This window comes from Kordiimonas sp., from assembly GCF_965216265.1.
Classification (GTDB): Bacteria; Pseudomonadota; Alphaproteobacteria; order Sphingomonadales; family Kordiimonadaceae; genus Kordiimonas.
In genome coordinates, this window is the sequence record NZ_OZ244153.1 from 122,477 (window position 1) to 139,944 (window position 17,468).

General features: G+C 54.6%; 15 protein-coding genes. 8 read left to right on the forward strand and 7 right to left on the reverse strand.

Going from position 1 to position 17,468, the window contains the following annotated elements; genetic code table 11:
• Positions 1 to 22: 22 nt before the first annotated feature.
• A complete protein-coding gene (locus ACOOGA_RS00590) occupies positions 23 to 856 on the reverse strand; it encodes a patatin-like phospholipase family protein (RefSeq protein ID WP_417460850.1) in 834 nt (277 codons plus the stop codon).
• A gap of 68 nt (positions 857 to 924) precedes the next feature.
• The gene (locus ACOOGA_RS00595; RefSeq protein ID WP_417460851.1) at positions 925 to 1,416 is read right to left on the reverse strand and encodes a YybH family protein; all 492 of its coding nucleotides are present in this window, start codon (positions 1,414 to 1,416) and stop codon (positions 925 to 927) included.
• A 199-nt stretch (positions 1,417 to 1,615) separates the two neighbouring features.
• On the opposite strand from ACOOGA_RS00595, the gene ACOOGA_RS00600 reads away from it, so the two are divergent.
• The gene (locus tag ACOOGA_RS00600; RefSeq protein ID WP_417460852.1) at positions 1,616 to 2,170 is read left to right on the forward strand and encodes a DUF1579 family protein; all 555 of its coding nucleotides are present in this window, start codon (positions 1,616 to 1,618) and stop codon (positions 2,168 to 2,170) included.
• Positions 2,171 to 2,238: 68 nt separating this feature from the next.
• Here the strand turns inward: ACOOGA_RS00600 and ssb are convergent, their stop codons facing one another.
• Positions 2,239 to 2,763 carry a single-stranded DNA-binding protein gene (gene ssb / locus ACOOGA_RS00605; protein WP_417460853.1) on the reverse strand — a complete coding sequence of 175 codons (525 nt, stop codon included), beginning with the start codon at positions 2,761 to 2,763 and terminating at the stop codon, positions 2,239 to 2,241.
• 303 nt (positions 2,764 to 3,066) lie between these two features.
• On the opposite strand from ssb, the gene ACOOGA_RS00610 reads away from it, so the two are divergent.
• Positions 3,067 to 3,597, forward strand: coding sequence for a hypothetical protein (locus ACOOGA_RS00610; protein WP_417460854.1), 531 nt, complete (start codon positions 3,067 to 3,069; stop codon positions 3,595 to 3,597).
• A gap of 189 nt (positions 3,598 to 3,786) precedes the next feature.
• The gene (locus ACOOGA_RS00615; protein ID WP_417460855.1) at positions 3,787 to 4,848 is read left to right on the forward strand and encodes a CNNM domain-containing protein; all 1,062 of its coding nucleotides are present in this window, start codon (positions 3,787 to 3,789) and stop codon (positions 4,846 to 4,848) included.
• A gap of 13 nt (positions 4,849 to 4,861) precedes the next feature.
• Here the strand turns inward: ACOOGA_RS00615 and ACOOGA_RS00620 are convergent, their stop codons facing one another.
• Positions 4,862 to 5,281, reverse strand: a complete 420-nt coding sequence (locus ACOOGA_RS00620) for a GFA family protein (protein WP_417460856.1) — start codon at positions 5,279 to 5,281, stop codon at positions 4,862 to 4,864.
• Between the two features lie 148 nt (positions 5,282 to 5,429).
• On the opposite strand from ACOOGA_RS00620, the gene uvrA reads away from it, so the two are divergent.
• On the forward strand, positions 5,430 to 8,291 hold the full coding sequence (gene uvrA, locus ACOOGA_RS00625; protein WP_417460857.1) for an excinuclease ABC subunit UvrA: 2,862 nt from the start codon (positions 5,430 to 5,432) through the stop codon (positions 8,289 to 8,291).
• Between the two features lie 90 nt (positions 8,292 to 8,381).
• Here uvrA and ACOOGA_RS00630 read toward each other — a convergent pair whose 3' ends face one another.
• Positions 8,382 to 9,836 carry an alpha/beta hydrolase gene (locus tag ACOOGA_RS00630; protein WP_417460858.1) on the reverse strand — a complete coding sequence of 485 codons (1,455 nt, stop codon included), beginning with the start codon at positions 9,834 to 9,836 and terminating at the stop codon, positions 8,382 to 8,384.
• 137 nt (positions 9,837 to 9,973) lie between these two features.
• On the opposite strand from ACOOGA_RS00630, the gene ACOOGA_RS00635 reads away from it, so the two are divergent.
• The 3 genes from ACOOGA_RS00635 (at position 9,974) to ACOOGA_RS00645 (ending at position 14,296) form a co-directional block, all read left to right on the forward strand.
• Complete coding sequence (locus ACOOGA_RS00635; RefSeq protein ID WP_420429293.1) at positions 9,974 to 11,482, forward strand: LytTR family transcriptional regulator DNA-binding domain-containing protein; 1,509 nt, start codon at positions 9,974 to 9,976, stop codon at positions 11,480 to 11,482.
• A 161-nt stretch (positions 11,483 to 11,643) separates the two neighbouring features.
• Complete coding sequence (locus ACOOGA_RS00640) at positions 11,644 to 13,251, forward strand: DUF4139 domain-containing protein (RefSeq protein WP_420429295.1); 1,608 nt, start codon at positions 11,644 to 11,646, stop codon at positions 13,249 to 13,251.
• 211 nt (positions 13,252 to 13,462) lie between these two features.
• Positions 13,463 to 14,296 (forward strand): substrate-binding periplasmic protein, encoded by an 834-nt coding sequence (locus tag ACOOGA_RS00645; protein WP_417460861.1) that lies wholly within the window; start codon positions 13,463 to 13,465, stop codon positions 14,294 to 14,296.
• Between the two features lie 9 nt (positions 14,297 to 14,305).
• On the opposite strand, the gene ACOOGA_RS00650 is transcribed toward ACOOGA_RS00645, so the two are convergent.
• A complete protein-coding gene (locus tag ACOOGA_RS00650; protein WP_420429297.1) occupies positions 14,306 to 14,845 on the reverse strand; it encodes a DUF924 family protein in 540 nt (179 codons plus the stop codon).
• Between the two features lie 19 nt (positions 14,846 to 14,864).
• The gene (locus ACOOGA_RS00655) at positions 14,865 to 16,013 is read right to left on the reverse strand and encodes a M28 family metallopeptidase (RefSeq protein WP_417460863.1); all 1,149 of its coding nucleotides are present in this window, start codon (positions 16,011 to 16,013) and stop codon (positions 14,865 to 14,867) included.
• 113 nt (positions 16,014 to 16,126) lie between these two features.
• On the opposite strand from ACOOGA_RS00655, the gene trmFO reads away from it, so the two are divergent.
• Complete coding sequence (gene trmFO / locus ACOOGA_RS00660; protein WP_417460864.1) at positions 16,127 to 17,464, forward strand: methylenetetrahydrofolate--tRNA-(uracil(54)-C(5))-methyltransferase (FADH(2)-oxidizing) TrmFO; 1,338 nt, start codon at positions 16,127 to 16,129, stop codon at positions 17,462 to 17,464.
• Positions 17,465 to 17,468: the final 4 nt, after the last annotated feature.

Below are 17,468 nucleotides of genomic sequence, written 5' to 3' on the forward strand. Positions count from 1 at the left end.
GTACTCGCCCGGGTTTTTAGTCTTATGACGCCGCAAATGATGCGCCTCTTTGCTCCAGGTCATCAATAATCTCTGGAAGTGCCAGCTTGGTGGCGTGGCGCCCGAGCGCGATAAGCTCATCCGCCCGGCGGAAATCCATCACATCAATATGGCCGATTGCGGGGCTGATAATATGCTCAGGCCGGTCAAGCTCAAGCCGTGCGCGGCTTAATGACCTGAGCAGCATGAAAACACCCAACCTGGCTGTCTTCATCGGCGCTTTGCCAGCCTTGTCGCTATGCACCTCAAAACCCTTTCGTGACGCACGGGCGCCATAATCACCTTGCAGATCAACGGCAATGATGATGTCCGCCCCCAAATCGCGTGCCGCTTGGACAGGGACAGGGTCCACAAGGCCCCCATCAGCCAACAGCATGCGGCCGGTTGCCACAGGGGGCAGCACACCGGGCACCGCTGAGGATGCCCGCAGCGCTGTTACGACATCACCCGCGTCAAACACCACACGTTCGCCGGTATAAAGGTCAGCAGCCACAGCTGCGAAGGGTTTAGGCATTTCTTCAATGGTAAGCAGGCCAAAGTGGTCACGCAGGCGCTTCTCAATTTTGCGAACACCAATCAAGCTGCCCTGCTTGAAGCCAAATTCGCTCATCAGAAGCATTTCCTTGAGCGTGACATCGCGGGCAATTTCCTCGAGCTCATCAAGGAGGTCTGCGGCCACACAGGCACCAACGATAGAGCCGATACTGGTGCCGGTTACAATATCCGCGTGGATGCCCTCTTCCTCAAGCGCGCGGACAACGCCGATATGCGCCCATCCGAGGGCTGCGCCCCCGCCCAAAGCCAAACCAATCCTCACATGCCACTCCTTTATGTGTCTTTTCTAAAAGGTGGGCACAGATTATGGCAGATACAAGAATGCGGGCCTTATCTCGAAATTTTTATAGGTGCGGCATCCCACGCGGCCTCATCCGTAGGCACGTCAGCATCGAACATGATTTTCCAGCGGCCTTCATCTTTTTTTAGCACCACGCGAAAGTTGCCGTAGTTAACAAAGTCCGTGCCATCAGGGCGCTTTCCGGCGAGACGATATATACCAACCTCATAAGCGCTGTCGTCATTATGAAGCCGCTCATTGAAGCGGAAATGGATGTCTGCCCCCGAAGCGCCGCGCGCTTTCCTGTTCGCAAACATCTTACGCAGATGGTTGGTATATGCGGCGCCAGAAAGCACCGTATCGTTTTGCGAGATTGGGCGCACCACCTCCGGATGGTAGATACTGACATGGAGTTCACCGTCGTTCTCTTTATAGGACCGGGTGAACACCTCCCATACCTCAGCGTTGATATCCTCAACTGTATCAGCCCAAAGCGGCGCTTGCCCCATGAGGCACATAACAACAATGATTGCGAATCTCATGATCATCTCCCTCCGGTCGTCGCACCATCCGGTATAGATGCTCTTCAAGCAGTGAAAATACGATGAACTGCCCTCAACCCACGGCCAGCCGAATTAACCCGAAGAATAGACCTAATCCGTTTGGGCTAAACTAATTTTTTCTGGTTGCGGTGTGGGAAAAACCCGATGTTATCAGCACAATTAGGGGAAGGAACATCTTATGAAAAAACTTTCGTTGCTGTTATCGGCATTACTTGTTCTCACCATACCTGTCACCGCGCAGGACCGCCCGAAAGTATCGGAGAAGCCATACGCTATGATGCAGAAGCTGGCGCCGCTCGCGGGTGAATGGTCAATGGTCAACGAATATTCTCCCGACGGCGGCAAAACATGGTCAAAGGCACCAGCCGCAGTGGTCTCGGTTGAGTTTCGCCTCAAAGGTATGCTGCTGGCAGAAAAGCCAGACGATCTCGACACACCCGGCTTCAAGCTTGAAACCGACTTAAGCTACGACCAGTACCGCGATGTATACCGCAAAGCCGTGGTTGATGACACCTGGGGCATTATGGATGTGTATGAAGGCACTCTGGAAGGTGACAAGCTTGTCATGACCAACCTGAAAAGCGGAACCACCTTCCCTATGGGGAACGGTGTTGAACGCGCCTTCCGGTTAACCATAAAGATTGCCACACCAAAACGTATGATGACTATTGATGCGTCAGACGATGGCGGCACCACATGGATGCCAGCCTACAAGCTGACCTATTCGAAATAAATCGAACAAACAAAAAACCCGGCAGAAAACTGCCGGGTTTCGCATTCTTGTCAGGCTGCTTCACAGGATCAGAACGGAATTTCATCGTCCAGATCACCGCCGCCACCAAAGCCGCCGCCCTGATTTCCGCCTTGGCCGCCACCTTGATTGCCGCCCTGGCTACCACCTTGCGAGCTGCCGCCAAAATCACCGCCATAGCTGGACTGGCTGCTTTCACCAAAACCGCCGCCCTGGCTATCGCCGCGACCACCAAGCATCGTCAGCTCACCACGGAACCGCTGCAGAACAACTTCGGTGGAGTATTTCTCAACACCTTGTTGGTCTGTCCACTTACGAGTTTGAAGCTGGCCTTCAATGTAAATGGTCGAACCTTTTTTCAGGTACTGCTGTGCAACTTTCGCCAGGTTTTCGTTGAAGATAACCACGCGGTGCCATTCGGTCCGCTCGCGGCGTTCGCCTGATGCGCGGTCCCGCCATGTCTCAGACGTCGCAAGCGATAAATTCACCACGGGTGAGCCATCGTTCATCGTCCGTACCTCAGGGTCACGCCCAAGGTTGCCCACCAAAATTACCTTATTCACACTACCGGCCATTAAAGCCCCCTTCTTTATCTCGTATCGGTGCCGCAACTCATACATGACACCTTTGTGTCGGCGACCATAGACCATGGTTGCAAACGCTTCAAACCTATTTAGCCCGAAGGCAGAAACAAATCATTTGTTCATGTTATGTTCTCATTTCTATCACTTAATCTGCTCACGGGCAAGTCACTGCTCAACTGGCGTTTTAACGCAAGCTCGCGCCACTTCATCGCAAGCCCTTTTTGGGCGGTTGCATCTGTATATATAGTTTATACGTCAGGAGCGCTTGGGGGCGTGAGGTAAAGGGGAAAAACGATGAAGCTTCTAAAGACAGCCGCCGTCGGCTTGTTCATTGCATTCAGCAGCACAGCCATCGCGGCACAGCAGGCACAGACGCCCCCACCCTCCCCTTGTAAAACAGACCCCGCCTTCAAGGCCTTCGACTTTTGGGTAGGGGACTGGAAAGTCAGCGGTCGTCAGAACGGCCAATATGCCGGAGAAAACTCCATCTCCAAAATTGAAGGCGAATGTGCGCTCCTTGAAGAATGGAACGGTACAGGTGGCAGCACCGGCAAGAGCGTGAATTATTATAACCCTGTCACCGGAAAATGGCGACAGCTTTGGGTATCCGGCGGTGCCTATGCCATTGATATCGAAGGCGGACTTAAAGACGGCTCCATGGTGCTTGAAGGCACCATCTGGTATTATGCCAGCAATCAAGCCGTGGCCTTCCGGGGTACATGGACCCCGAATGAAGACGGCAGCGTTCGTCAGTTTTTTGAGCAAATGAATACGGAGACAAGCGAATGGCAGCCCTGGTTTGACGGGCTATACGTCAAAAAATAAGACTAAGCCAAGGCTTTACCAACATTCAGTAGCCAGACCGTGACTGGCGCAACATGACTATGGCGCTTTATCCGCTGTGCCGCTGGTTCGCGGTCCTCAAAGGCAGGCGCAACGACTGGTGGTTCAGCTACCTTTAGGCCGTGCACCGAGTCTTGTAGACATGGCTCGCACTTTCGGTATGATCAGGCCATGCTTCTCCTCATATTTTATCTGTCGCTTGCGATCTGCGTTTCATTCCTTTGCTCGGTTGCCGAAGCAGTCTTGCTGTCGGTTCGGCCAGCCTATGCCTCGGCCCTCAGTAAAAAAGGCACAAAGGGTGGCCGGGCACTCATGCAACTCCAAAGCAACATCGACAGGCCGCTGGCAGCCATCCTTATCCTCAACACCATCGCGCACACCGTGGGCGCAGCTGGTGTCGGCGCGCAGGCCGCAGAGATATTTGGCAGCGCCTATATCGCGGTTATCTCAGGCGTTCTGACCCTTCTCATTCTTGTGTTATCCGAGATTATCCCAAAAACGCTGGGGGCTGCGCATTGGCAAAGCCTGGCACCGGGTGTTGCGGTAATCCTCCTGTGGGTCACCAAAGCACTTCTGCCCCTTGTGTGGCTATCAGAAAAGCTGACCAAGGCGATATCCCCCAAGGGAGTGAGCGCCTTCACCTTCAGCCGGGATGAAATGGCCGCCATGGCGCAGATTGGCGCGGAGGAAGGTATTCTCAACGAGAAAGAGCGCAAAGTTGTCGCGAACCTGATGCGGCTGCACAGGCTGTCTGTCAAAGATATCATGTCCCCGCGTGCAGTTATGTTCATGCAGAATGAAGACAGGTTGGTGCGGGACTTTTTCCTTGAACATGGGGACAAACCCTTCTCCCGCATTCCTGTTTTCAAGGGCGGTGCGGATGATATTACCGGTTATGTGCTGAAGCAGGACCTGCTGATTGCTCAGGCGAAAGACGAATTTGACCGTAAACTTTCCGAGTTCCGGCGCGAATTGAAGGTCATGCCCAGTACAGTAAGCGCGGCCCAGGCGTATGATACCTTGATGCGCAATCGTGGCCACATCGTACTTATTGTTGATGAATACGGCACTTCACAAGGTATCCTCACGCTTGAAGACGTGCTTGAAACCCTGATCGGCCTTGAGATCACCGACGAGCTGGACACGGTGGAAGACCTGCAAAAGCTCGCACGCTCCCGCTGGAAAGAGCGCATGCAAGCCCTGGGTATCGAACCCGAAAGCTGGTCGTCATAAACCCTAAACGCCACTAATAACTACTGCTGCTGCCTTCATATTGCCGCGCACCCGGTATCGGCGGAATGCTCGCCCAGCGGGACCGCGTGTAAATCTCGTAAGAAATCTCGAGCCCGTTTGGGTCGTCAATCGTGCCGGTGCTGACCGCCTGATCGTCAGGTTCGCTCACGCTTTCCCATGTCATGGGTGTGCCGCATTTTGTGCAGAACCGGCGGATAGCGATATCACTTGCTCGCCCCTCACCTTTGGGTTTGCTGATCCAGCGAATCTGGCCCGCATCCACGGTGGTGAATATCATATAAGGCCCGCCAGAGTTCTTCTGACAATCTGTGCAGTGGCATGCCCCCGTGCGGTGCCCTTGTAAATTGATCTCAAAACGGGCAGCGCCACACATGCAACCGCCCTGGCGAAGATCGACCCTCTCATTCGTCATTTTTTGCTCCACGCTGAATTTGTTCTTTATTTGTTCTTATTCACACATTATTGTCAAGCGGCTTGACAGAGAATGACCCACGGGTCACTTGATGGCGTATAAAACCGCATAATTCGACAGCAACCTAACCCAGTTTTGAGAGACAGCCATGCTCACAGAAATATCCGTCCGCGGCGCCAGGGAACATAACCTGAAGTCTGTTAATGTTGATATCCCGCGCGACAAGCTTGTGGTGATTACCGGACTTTCAGGCTCGGGCAAGTCGTCGCTCGCGTTCGATACCATCTATGCGGAGGGGCAGCGCCGCTACGTTGAGAGCCTGAGCGCTTATGCCCGCCAGTTTCTGGAGCTGATGCAAAAGCCTGATGTGGATCATATTGAAGGCCTTTCGCCTGCGATCTCCATCGAGCAGAAAACAACCAGCAAAAACCCGCGTTCCACCGTGGGCACAGTGACCGAGATTTACGACTATATGCGGCTATTGTGGGCGCGCGTGGGTGTGCCCTACTCGCCCGCCACCGGCCTGCCCATTGAAAGCCAGACCGTGAGCCAGATGGTAGACCGCATCATGGCGATGGGTGACGGCACCCGTCTCTACCTTATGGCGCCCATCGTGCGCGGCCGTAAAGGGGAATACCGCAAGGAGCTGGCTGAGCTGCAAAAGCGCGGTTTCCAGCGCGTGAAGGTGGACGGTGAATTTTACCTCATTGAAGAAGCCCCCACGCTCGACAAAAAATACAAACACGATATCGACGTGGTGGTGGACCGCCTTGTGCTCAAGGAAGGCTTGGAGCAACGCCTTGCCGACAGCGTTGAAACCGCACTAGAACTTGCAGACGGCCTTGTGGCTGTGGAGATCGCAGCCGCTGGTGACGAAGGTGGTGAACGACATTTGATGTCCGCCAAGTTCGCCTGTCCGGTTTCCGGCTTCACGATTGAAGAGATCGAACCCCGGCTGTTTTCCTTCAACAACCCGTTTGGAGCGTGCCCAACCTGTGACGGGCTTGGCAAAAAGCTTTATTTTGACCCGGACCTCGCGGTGCCGGACACCAAGAAGACCATCCGCGAAGGTGCGCTTGCGCCGTGGGCCAATAAAGCAAACAACCCGTCTCCCTTCTATTTTCAGGCGCTGGAGGCTGTGGCCAGGCATTTTAAAGTCTCGATCGACACACCGTGGGAAAAGGTATCAGAGGCAGCGCAGCAGGCTTTCCTGTACGGCACCGGCAATAAACCCGTGACCATCACCTATGCGGACGGCAAGCGAAAATTTGAGGTCAATAAACCCTTTGAAGGCGTGCTGAAAAACATTGAGCGTCGCTGGCGCGAGACCGACAGCAACTGGATGCGGGATGAACTTTCCAAATATCAGGCATCAACCACCTGCACGGCATGTGAGGGCGCGCGGTTAAAGCCGGAAGCCCTCGCGGTCAAAATCGCTGGCCAGCATGTTAGTGAAGTGACCAGCCTTTCGGTGAAAGGTGCCTATGACTGGTTTACCGAACTGCCGTCACACCTGAGCGAAAAACAGCAGCAGATCGCCGACAAAGTATTGCGAGAGATTCAGGAACGCCTGGGATTTCTTGTTAATGTAGGACTTAATTATCTAACCTTAAGCCGTTCATCTGGAACACTTTCTGGTGGTGAAAGCCAGCGTATTCGCCTGGCGTCCCAAATCGGCTCTGGCCTTACCGGCGTACTTTACGTGCTGGACGAACCGTCCATCGGTTTGCACCAGCGCGATAACGACCGCCTGCTTGAAACGCTCAAGAACCTTCGCGATATCGGCAACACCGTTCTGGTGGTTGAGCATGACGAGGACGCCATCCTGAGCGCGGATTATGTGATTGATATGGGCCCAGGTGCTGGCGAACACGGCGGCGCTATCGTGGCGGAAGGTACGCCGCAGGACATCATGGCCTCAAACGAGAGCCTCACCGGCCAGTATCTTACCGGCAAACGCACCGTTCCCCTGCCCGCAACCCGCCGCAAAGGCCACAAGAAGAAATTCCTTACCGTTAAAGGTGCAAGTGCCAACAACCTGAAGGATGTGACCGGCTCAATCCCACTTGGTACATTGACGTGCATCACGGGCGTGTCTGGCTCGGGTAAATCCACCTTCACGATTGAAACGCTTTATAAGGCGGTCGCAAAACACCTGAACGGTGGGCGTGTAAACCCCGGCGCCCATGAGGCGATTGAAGGGTTGGAGCATCTCGACAAGATTGTTGATATCGACCAAAGCCCCATTGGGCGTACGCCGCGCTCAAACCCTGCCACCTATACCGGTGCGTTCGGACCGATCAGGGATTGGTTTGCGGGTCTGCCAGAGGCATTGGCGCGCGGGTACAAGCCCGGTCGTTTCTCTTTCAACGTGAAGGGGGGGCGCTGCGAAGCCTGTAAAGGCGACGGCATGATCAAGATCGAGATGCACTTCCTGCCGGATGTTTATGTGCAGTGTGACCAGTGCAAAGGCAAGCGATACAATCGTGAAACTCTAGAAATTCGCTTTAAAGACAAATCGATATCTGATGTTCTTGATATGACAGTTGAGGAAGGCGTTGACTTTTTCAAGGCTGTGCCTGCTATCCGCAACAAGCTTGAAATGCTGGATAAGGTTGGCCTGAGTTATATCCGCGTGGGCCAGCAGGCCACTACCCTTTCAGGCGGTGAAGCCCAGCGGGTGAAACTGGCCAAAGAGCTGTCAAAGCGCTCAACCGGCAAGACGCTCTATATCCTTGATGAACCCACCACGGGCCTGCACTTCGAGGATGTACGCAAGCTGATGGAAGTGCTGCAAGCACTGGTGGATCAAGGAAATACGGTAGTGGTGATCGAACATAACCTGGAGGTTATCAAAACCGCAGACTGGATTTTGGACCTCGGCCCCGAAGGTGGCGATGGCGGCGGCGAGATTGTCGCCACCGGCACGCCCGAGGATGTTGCCAAGGAACCACGAAGCTACACAGGGCATTATCTTGCTCCTGTGCTGAAACGTCAGGCGGCGGAATAAGCCCAATGCTGTCACTCCCGCGAAAGCGGGAGTCCAGCATTGGTGGCAGCGGCTGGATGCCCGCCTACGCGGGGCATGACAGAAGTTTCTCTATTGCCCCTCTCCTATTGTTGGGGGCGGCGAAAGGTCAGGCAACTCAAGCGTGATTACGCTTTTAGGCTGCGGCTTGCCTTCCATAAAGTGGTTGATCGCTTCCTGCACCTCATCTGATGACATAAAGAGGTTATGCCCAGCGTTTTCAACGATCACACGGGTCAGGTTTGAGAGGCCTTCTGTGGCTTCCTCCTGCCCTTCGAGATAGGTGCGGCCATCAAGCGTACCGCTGAACAATAAAACAGGCACATCGCTAACCGGGCCCGCACGGAAGTCATCCCCAAGGTCCAGCTCAGGTGCAATACCATCATAGTGGTAAGTAAAGTTAAGCCAATCCGCCAGAAGCGCGTCTTTCGCCTGTGTTTTCACCAGATTCCGACGCATATCACTCATGCCAGACGCTACATCCATCAGGTTTGACATGGCATCCAGTTTGATCGGCTCACCGGGGATAAACCACTGGCCAAGCACCGCCTCAAATGGGGCGACGACACCGTTGTCCATGGCCAGATACATTGCCAGCAGGCGCTTTACCCCCCAAGGATCAGAAACAAAAACAGATGCAAGGCGCTGCATGTCCCGCCGGTGGAACAGATAATCCGTCGTGGCACCATCCTCTAGCGTCACATGCAACAATACAGGCTCAGCCTCCAGCTTGGCATGAACCCGCCGCATCAGCCCCTTGATATCACCATATACGGCACTGAGGCCCGGTTGCTGGTCCACTACAGCCTGCAAACGGTCGAAATACCTGTCGGTAAGCGCGGGCAGTTTGATGGTCTGGTCCAGCCCTTCGGCACTTGAAAGCACAACCTTTTCAATCTGGTCACCCATTTGTTTGAGTGCTGCAAACGCCAGATGGCTGCCGTAGGATGTGCCCCAAAGCACCACCTTGTCTGCGCCAAGATGCTGCCGAAGTGCATCAATATCCCAGGCGTTCTCCACCGTGTTATAGCCTTCAACGTCAACACCTTCGGCTTTCCAGAAAGCAAAGCACTCGTCAAATGCCGCGCGTTCTATGGCGATATACTCAGCGTCAGATATCTTTTTGGTGGGTGGTACAATCTGGCTGGACGTACATTCCGGCAATATGTTCGAAGCCCCGGTGCCGCGCTGGTCAAGCGCGATCACGTCGCCATAAGCCCGCATGGCCATGAACATCTTGAAGCGGCGATATTTAGCCGTCGCCACGCCAGAGCCACCAGGCCCACCGGCCAGATAGATGATCGGTGGACCATCATGCTCCCCCGTAGCCGGGAACCGTACATAACTTACCGGGATCATGCGACTATCCGGGTTGTTGCGGTTCTCCTGCACCTGAATACTGCCGCGGTAGGCGTCAACCGTCGCCCCACCCCTCTCTTCAAACACAAAAGCTTCCTCGCCCGGTGCCGCAATTGCCGTGTTGCCAAGCATAGTAAGGCCCAGCGCTGCCGTGATCATTTTTTTCATGTCATTCTCCACATTAAACAGTAACTGAACCCAACATGGAAAATTTCATTCATGTTTTCATGCGCTTATCGGTGAACGGTCGTGACTGATCTGTCAGCGGTATTGATTTACACGGCTGAAAAGGGGAAAGCTGGGGCATGAAAAAACATCAGCTGATATTGATAACGTGGCTTGCCTTGCTCATCGGCAGCCTGCGCCCTGCGGCCGCGCAGGAAGTTGCGCATGTCAATATTGGTGCCATGATCGTTTGCGAACTAGCCTCTTCCACCAACATACCGCCAAGCTTCAGCGGGGATGGCTGCACCACCATGAATGGCCGTCTTGTCAGCCCCCACAAGCGGGCGATATGGCTACGTATGACAGTGGATATACCTGAGACGATGGCGCATAGCCCGCGTCCGCTCGGCCTCTTTATATCCGCCAAGGCAGCGAGCCGTGCCTGGGTCAATGGCCAGCTTATAGGCAATAATGGTGAACCTGCGCACAATGCTGAAGCGGAGGTGCCCGGACGCATGGACGCAGTGTTCCCTGTGCCTCACGGCCTGCTTCATGCGGGCGAAAACACCGTTATCATCCAGATGTCTGGCCATCATGGGTATATAGGCCTGGTGTCACCTATCCATTTCATCGCTATCGCGGCCTATGCCGCCCCCTCAGACACCATCTTGCGGGAATACATGCCATCCCTACTGCCGCTGGGTGTCCTGGTGCTGGGCGCGCTTTATTTCGGCGTTCTGGCTATTCGGCGCAGGGACTATGGCCCGCGCCTCCTCATACCACTTACGGCGCTTTTTTCTGCGGCACAGCTTCTGGCCGAGGTGTCCCGGGGCTTCACCCCCTATCTGTACCCGTTTCACGATATCAGGCTTGTCCTCATTCTTGCTTTTGCCGTCGCCACCGGCGTTTCACTATTTCTTCACGTGTTAACCCGTTTTCTTGGCAAACACCGCTGGCTTATCGCAGGCATTTCGCTTGTGATTTATGCCGCGCTGCTTCTGTTTGCGGACGGATTCGACCGCAAAAGCTCCCTCGCACTTTTATTGCCCAGCTTGTATGCCATGATGATCGCGGTTTATGCGAGCACACGCGGTGCCAAACTTGCGGGTGGTTACGCGGCCGCACTGTTTCTGTTCTCAGGCCTTATCTTTTTCACGCCAACCCAGTTTCTTGATACCTATTTCTACTATTGTGTTGCCGGGCTTCTGCTCTTTCTCTTCATCGGCGAGATCCGGGATCACCAGCGGGAGCGGCGCTTGCGGGAGCGCGAGAAAGCCCGCGCAGACAAATTGCAGGTTATTCTGGACGAAAGCCGGGAACGGGAAAGCCCCACCAACATCAAGATCACCAGCGCTGGCAAGGTGGAATTTATCCCCACAAGCGATATCGCCTTTTGCAAAGGAGCCGGGGATTATGTCGAGCTTACGGTGAAAGGCCGTGCCCCCGTGCTGCACAGCCAAAGCCTGAACGACATGGAAACTGAGCTACCGGGCACCTTTCTGCGTGTGCACCGGTCTTATCTCGTGAACACGGCTTTTATCAGGGCGCTTGAGCGTGAAGCTTCTGGCGCTCAGCTCATTCTCACCACCGGTGAAACCGTGCCGGTAAGCCGCCGTATCCTGCCAAGTGTGCGCAAGGCCCTCACCTGATTGGCCCATCTTCCCACCTATCACTGCCCCCATGGCCGCCATGAAGTTAACATGATTATATGCTTCATCTGTCATTCAGGTGCCTTCAGGCATTCAGGTGAGAACAGGACGATCCCGAAATTCAGATTTCTCGGGACAAAACACCAACCAATGGGGTGATTATGAAACCGCAACTCTCTGTGCTTCCATTTCTTGCAATTTTTGCTGTGCCAGCTGCTGAGGCGGATGACTTCACGCTCACCGCCCCGATCGAGGCAGTCACGGTCTACCAAACCGGTGGTGCTGTTGTGCGCCGTGGGGGTGAGCTTACCTTGCCGCCGGGTGAACACACGATCACCCTGATGGGCCTGACATCACGCCTTGACGAGAATTACGGCATCCACGCTTTTGCTGATGGTATCGAGGTTGGTGGCGTGCGCAACAAGCTGAGCTTCATGCCGCGGAACTATACCGGCGCGCAAGCCGCACTTGTGGAACGCCTGAAAGCGGCGCGCGCGGAACTCAACGCCACCGACAATAAAATCAAGGCCATCGACATGCGCCTCGCCTACCTGAACGGCATTGGCGGTAACAACAATGCGTCCGGCGACCCAAAATCATGGCAGGCCGCTCTCGAGTTTATCGGCGACACCGGTGCGAAGCTGATGAGCGACAAGGAAGCACTTAATATCACTCGCATAGACCAGGCCGAGCTGGTGCAGGCGCTTGAGCGTGAGTTCAATGCGCTTGGTAGCGGTAATGACCAGAGCTATGACGCGGTGATCACGGTGAATGTGCCCAAAAGCGGCGATTATACTTTTGATGTCAGCTACCTTGTTGGCAACGCCCGGTGGGGTATCACCACGGAAGCAGACCTTGATAGTGAGGCCAAACAGGCCGGCATCACGCTTAAGGCAGATGTGATGCAGTCAAGCGGTGAAGCGTGGGACGATGTAACCCTGAGCCTTTCAACCGCTCGTCCGTCATGGACTATTGCAGCGCCTGAGATGGTGCCTGAGTTCCTGCGCCCCCGCGAGCGGGAGGAATATTACGCCGCAGACCAGATGGAGATGGCGGCCCCTGCCCCCGCCGCTGCCCGTCAGCTCAACGACATGAAGATGGAGAGTGCGCGATACGGCGCCAGCCAAAGCGCCACGACCTATGATATGGAGTTCACCATCAACACCCTGGCGGATGTACCAACCTCCGGCACACCGCAGCAGTTCAAGATGGATGAAGTCAGCCTGAATGCCGATATCATAACCCGTGTGACCCCCCGGTTTGATGCCAGACACGCTTATGTTTATGCCGACGTGACACTTGAAGGTCTGCCAAGGCTCGATAACGTCACTGCGCGGCTGAGCCGGGACGGCTTCTATGCCGGTAAAGGGAGTTGGCCACAGTTGGTGCCTGGCGAAGAAACGTCACTTCCCTTTGGGGCTGACAGTGGCATCAAGGTGGAAACCATAACCGTACCGTCCCACGACGGTGACACTGGCTTCATTTCCAAAAAAAATGTGGTGGAAAAAAAAGTGATCTACCGCATCACTAATCAACGTAAGAAGGCAGCAATCGTTGAAGTGACAGACCGCATGCCTGTTTCTGCCCACGAAGATGTGAAGGTTGAGCTTTTGCAAGGCGCGACACCTGCGAGCATTACCGACAAAGACGGTAAAGCTGGCGTCATTGTGTGGCAGAAGGAACTAAAGCCCGGTGAAGTATGGGAGATCCAACATGAGTATCGGATCACCTATCCGAGCGGAAAAATATTGAACCGCTCATCTTCTTGATACTAACGGGTAAACCAGGTCCAAAATCCGATAATGCTGACTGACAGCGTTGTCGGATTTTTCCCCTGTCTGCGTTTCAACGCTTGTGGAAATTAGCTTATCTGCCTAGATTGCGGGTAGGACTTTATTTACTTAACCCTGTCATGATGCGGGGTGTTTTAAGTTTAAGGCCCGCAAAGGCGGCCGTAGTTACACAGGGAAAGACAAAACCTTGACGCCGCTGTTTAGTAGAAAATCTATAATCCCTGATACAATCAAAGCTATATTTTCTGCGACCATAGCGTTTTCTTTGGGCGGCACAGCCCATGCGCAACCCCAGTCGCGACCGATTCCTGAGAAAATCATCCGTGTCGCCACACGGCATTTCCTTCCGCCTTATGTTTATGAAAATGCGGAGTCAGGGATCGAGATTGATCTCGTGAAGGCTGTCTTCAAGGAAAGTAACTTTGGCATTGAATTTGTTCAACTGCCGCGCATTCGCATGATCTCCTCGTTTGAAGATAACCAGCTTGACGGCATCCTGACCCAGAATGTGAAAGCTTCAAACGTCGGCTGCGCCACCAAATGGTATATCGAGCACCAGAATGTTGCACTCACGGTCGGCTCTCGGCAGCTGAAAGTCGACACACTCAACGATCTTTCGAACTTTGCGGTGATTTCCTTCTCTGGTGCCACGCGTTACCTGGGAAAAACGTTCTCGGATGCAGTACAACTCTCCCGCCGCTATACGGAAAGCGGTGATCAGGGCACGCATATCTCCCTGCTCTATAAAGGACGGTTTGACGTGGCTGTGGGTGATAACTGGATTTTGCGTCTAGCGCAAAAGCGCCACCTTGACCAGACGGGGGAATATATGGCGCTTGATACCCACAAGGTCATGCCCGCAAGCCACTATGTCGCCCGCTTCCATGATCAGGAAATGTGCGACGCGTTTGATACGGCGCTTGATAAAATCCGCGATAATGGCGCCTATAACGAGATATGGGCCAGCTACCGTGCCCGCATCTATGTTGAAGCGGGCATGAAGCCAGCACCTTTGCCTTAATTAAGTTTTTTAAAAACTGCTACCGGGCTTTTTCAGGAACTCGACTTCTTCCGGCGTACTTTTACGGCCCAGAATGTCATTCCGGTGCGGGTAACGGCCAAACCGGTCAATGATCGCCTTATGCCGGTGCGCAAAATCCAGGTTATTCTCAAGCCCCGGCCCCTCAAACAGCTTGATGCAGTCTTCCTGCACTTTGGCACTCTCGCTATGCATATAGGGCATGAACAGGAAGGCGCGCCACGAGGCGGGCCAATTCTCATAACCGCCTGCGCGCACCGCTTCCTGGCTTAGCATAAGCGCGAGGGCGTCGGCTTGGAACGCGCGCGCGTCATCACGGAACATATTGCGCGGAAACTGGTCGAGCACAATGATCTCCGCCAACCGGCCACGGATCGTGTCCCGCCAATGCGCAAGTTCACCCCGCACCGCGGCTTCATATACCCCAAGGAACCGCCTGCGGATCACATCATCAAAGCTTTTGGACTTTTCCCACCAGCTTTTCTCACTGATCTCATTAAACCAGAAATTCAAGATATCCTCTGCACGCATATTGTCGTCTCCTTATAGTTTATCGTTTTGGCAGTGTGCGGATAATCGCTTCGCCAAAAGCGACCGCTTCATCCATCACATCCAGGTCAAGATGTTCCGCCCTGTCTTCCATGGTGTGGATATACGGCATCATGCCGTTTTCATCATAGGCCGCGATGGTGAGCGATGAGATACCGTCCCGGCAGAACCACACGCTGTCAAAATCACCCACATGGTGTTTGGCTTCCTTCACACCAGCAAAGCGCTTGTTTAATTTGGTTAGCGCGTGGGCCGCGTGCGGCAGGGCTCCATCATAATACACCGGCGTAAAGCCGCCACTCTCCAGCACAAACGAGAGCTGGCCAAAGCCGACCGTATCGAAATTCAGCACATGGGTATCGCGTGCTTTCAGCTCCTCATGGTGCTGTTCCCAATAGTGCTGCGCGCCCAGCATGCCCGCTTCTTCCGCCGTGGTGATCACAAGCCTCACCTCAGCGCCCTCCGGCATTTTGGCCCACAGGCGGGAGGCAACTTCCGTGGCCGCCGCAACACCCGTCAGGTTATCGTTCGCCCCCGGCGTATAGCCAAAACGCCAGAAATCCAGGCTTGCCATCACCACTTGTGCGATGGTGAGCAGGATAATGGGTGCTTTGATGAACCACGGCACGTCAAGGCCCGAAAGGGACGCCAGCGGCACCAGAAACCCGAGCGATATGATGCCGGTGCTCAGGTATACCGATGTTTTGAAATGCGGCACCTGCTCAGGCCGATAGGCAAAAGAGGCTGGCGCGCTGTCGATATGCGCCATCAAGATGATCAGCCGTCGTCCCGCACCCTTTTTCGCCACCAAATTAGCCGTTGTGGTGCGCGCCAGCAGCCAAATGGGCCGTGTCACCCGCCAGTCAAAAAAGCGCATATGGCTGATAAGGACCATTAGGCCACCAGCGGCCATAACCAACGAGCCATAACCACTGAAGGCGATGAAAAAACACTGGCTGAGGGCAATAGCCCAAAAGAACGGCAGGTAGGAACGCGGGGTGAAAAAACCCTCTTCCGCCACCTCAACGCCAATCTCGCCGGTGAGGTGCGCCATCAGCATCTCGCGCGCTTCCATCTCCTCGTCCGAGCCCACACCGCGGTGCGGCCATTCGCTCAACAGCGTCAATATCTGCCGTGCCTTAAGCGCCACCTTTGCCCTCACCCTTCATCTGCTTACACATCCCGCATCTTTTCCCTTACATCTTGGCGCCAAGTCCAGTAAATAAGCCCGCAATGAGACAAGCTAATGTAAGGTGTAGCGGCATGGCAAACGAGTTTAAGGAAATCCATATCATCGGCGGCGGCCTCGCGGGCTCAGAGGCCGCATGGCAGGCGGCAGAGATGGGCGTGCCCGTTATCCTGCATGAAATGCGCCCTGTGCGTAAAACCGACGCGCACCACACAGATGGCCTGGCCGAGCTTGTATGCTCCAACTCTTTCCGTTCAGACGATGCTGTCAATAACGCGGTTGGCCTGTTGCACGAGGAAATGCGCAAGCTGAACTCCCTTATCATGACAGCGGCTGAGAAACACAAGGTGCCAGCGGGCTCGGCTCTGGCGGTAGACCGTGACGGTTTCTCGGAAGAAGTTACTGGCATTTTAAACAATCACCCCCTCATCACCATTGAGCGCGGCGAAATTGAAGGCCTGCCCCCTAAGGATTGGGACAATGTGATCATCGCCACCGGCCCGCTCACAAGCCCAGCGCTCTCAAGTGCGGTGCTGGAGCTGTGCGGTGAAGACAGCCTCGCGTTTTTTGATGCCATTGCCCCGATTATCGACAAGGAAAGCATCAACTTCGATATCGCATGGTATCAAAGCCGGTATGACAAGGGTGACGGCGCAGATTATATCAACCTGCCGATGACCAAAGCCCAGTATGAAGAGTTCATTCATGACCTCAACACCGGCGAGAAGACAGATTTCAAACAGTGGGAGAAAGACACCCCCTATTTTGAAGGCTGCATGCCCATTGAAGTGATGGCGGAACGTGGGCCGGAAACGCTGCGCTTTGGCCCGATGAAACCGGTGGGCCTAACCTGCCCGCATTGGGACGAAAAACCCTATGCCGTGGTGCAGCTTCGGCAGGATAACAAGCTCGGCACGCTCTACAATATGGTCGGCTTCCAAACCAAGCTGAAGTATGGCGAGCAACAGCGTATTTTCAAGAAGATCCCGGGGCTTGAGAATGCCACCTTCTTCCGCCTTGGCGGCTTGCACCGCAATACCTTCCTCAACAGCCCCAAGGTGCTGGACGGTATGATGCGCATGAAAGCAGACCCCCGCCTCCGGTTCGCGGGGCAAGTGACTGGCGTTGAAGGTTATGTGGAATCAGCCGCCATGGGCCTGATGGCGGGCCGCATGGCCGCGACAGAGCGCAAGGGCGGTACACCCACCACCCCGCCTGAAACCACGGCTTTTGGTGCGCTTATCAGCCACATCACTGGCGGTGCGGATGCCAAAACCTTCCAGCCCATGAATGTGAATTTCGGCCTGTTTCCGCCGCTTGAAGGCAAAGTGTATAAGAAAGAACGCAAACCGGCCATGAGCCGCCGCGCCCTTGAAGCCCTTGAGGCATGGAAGGCTGAGATAGAAAGATAAATCG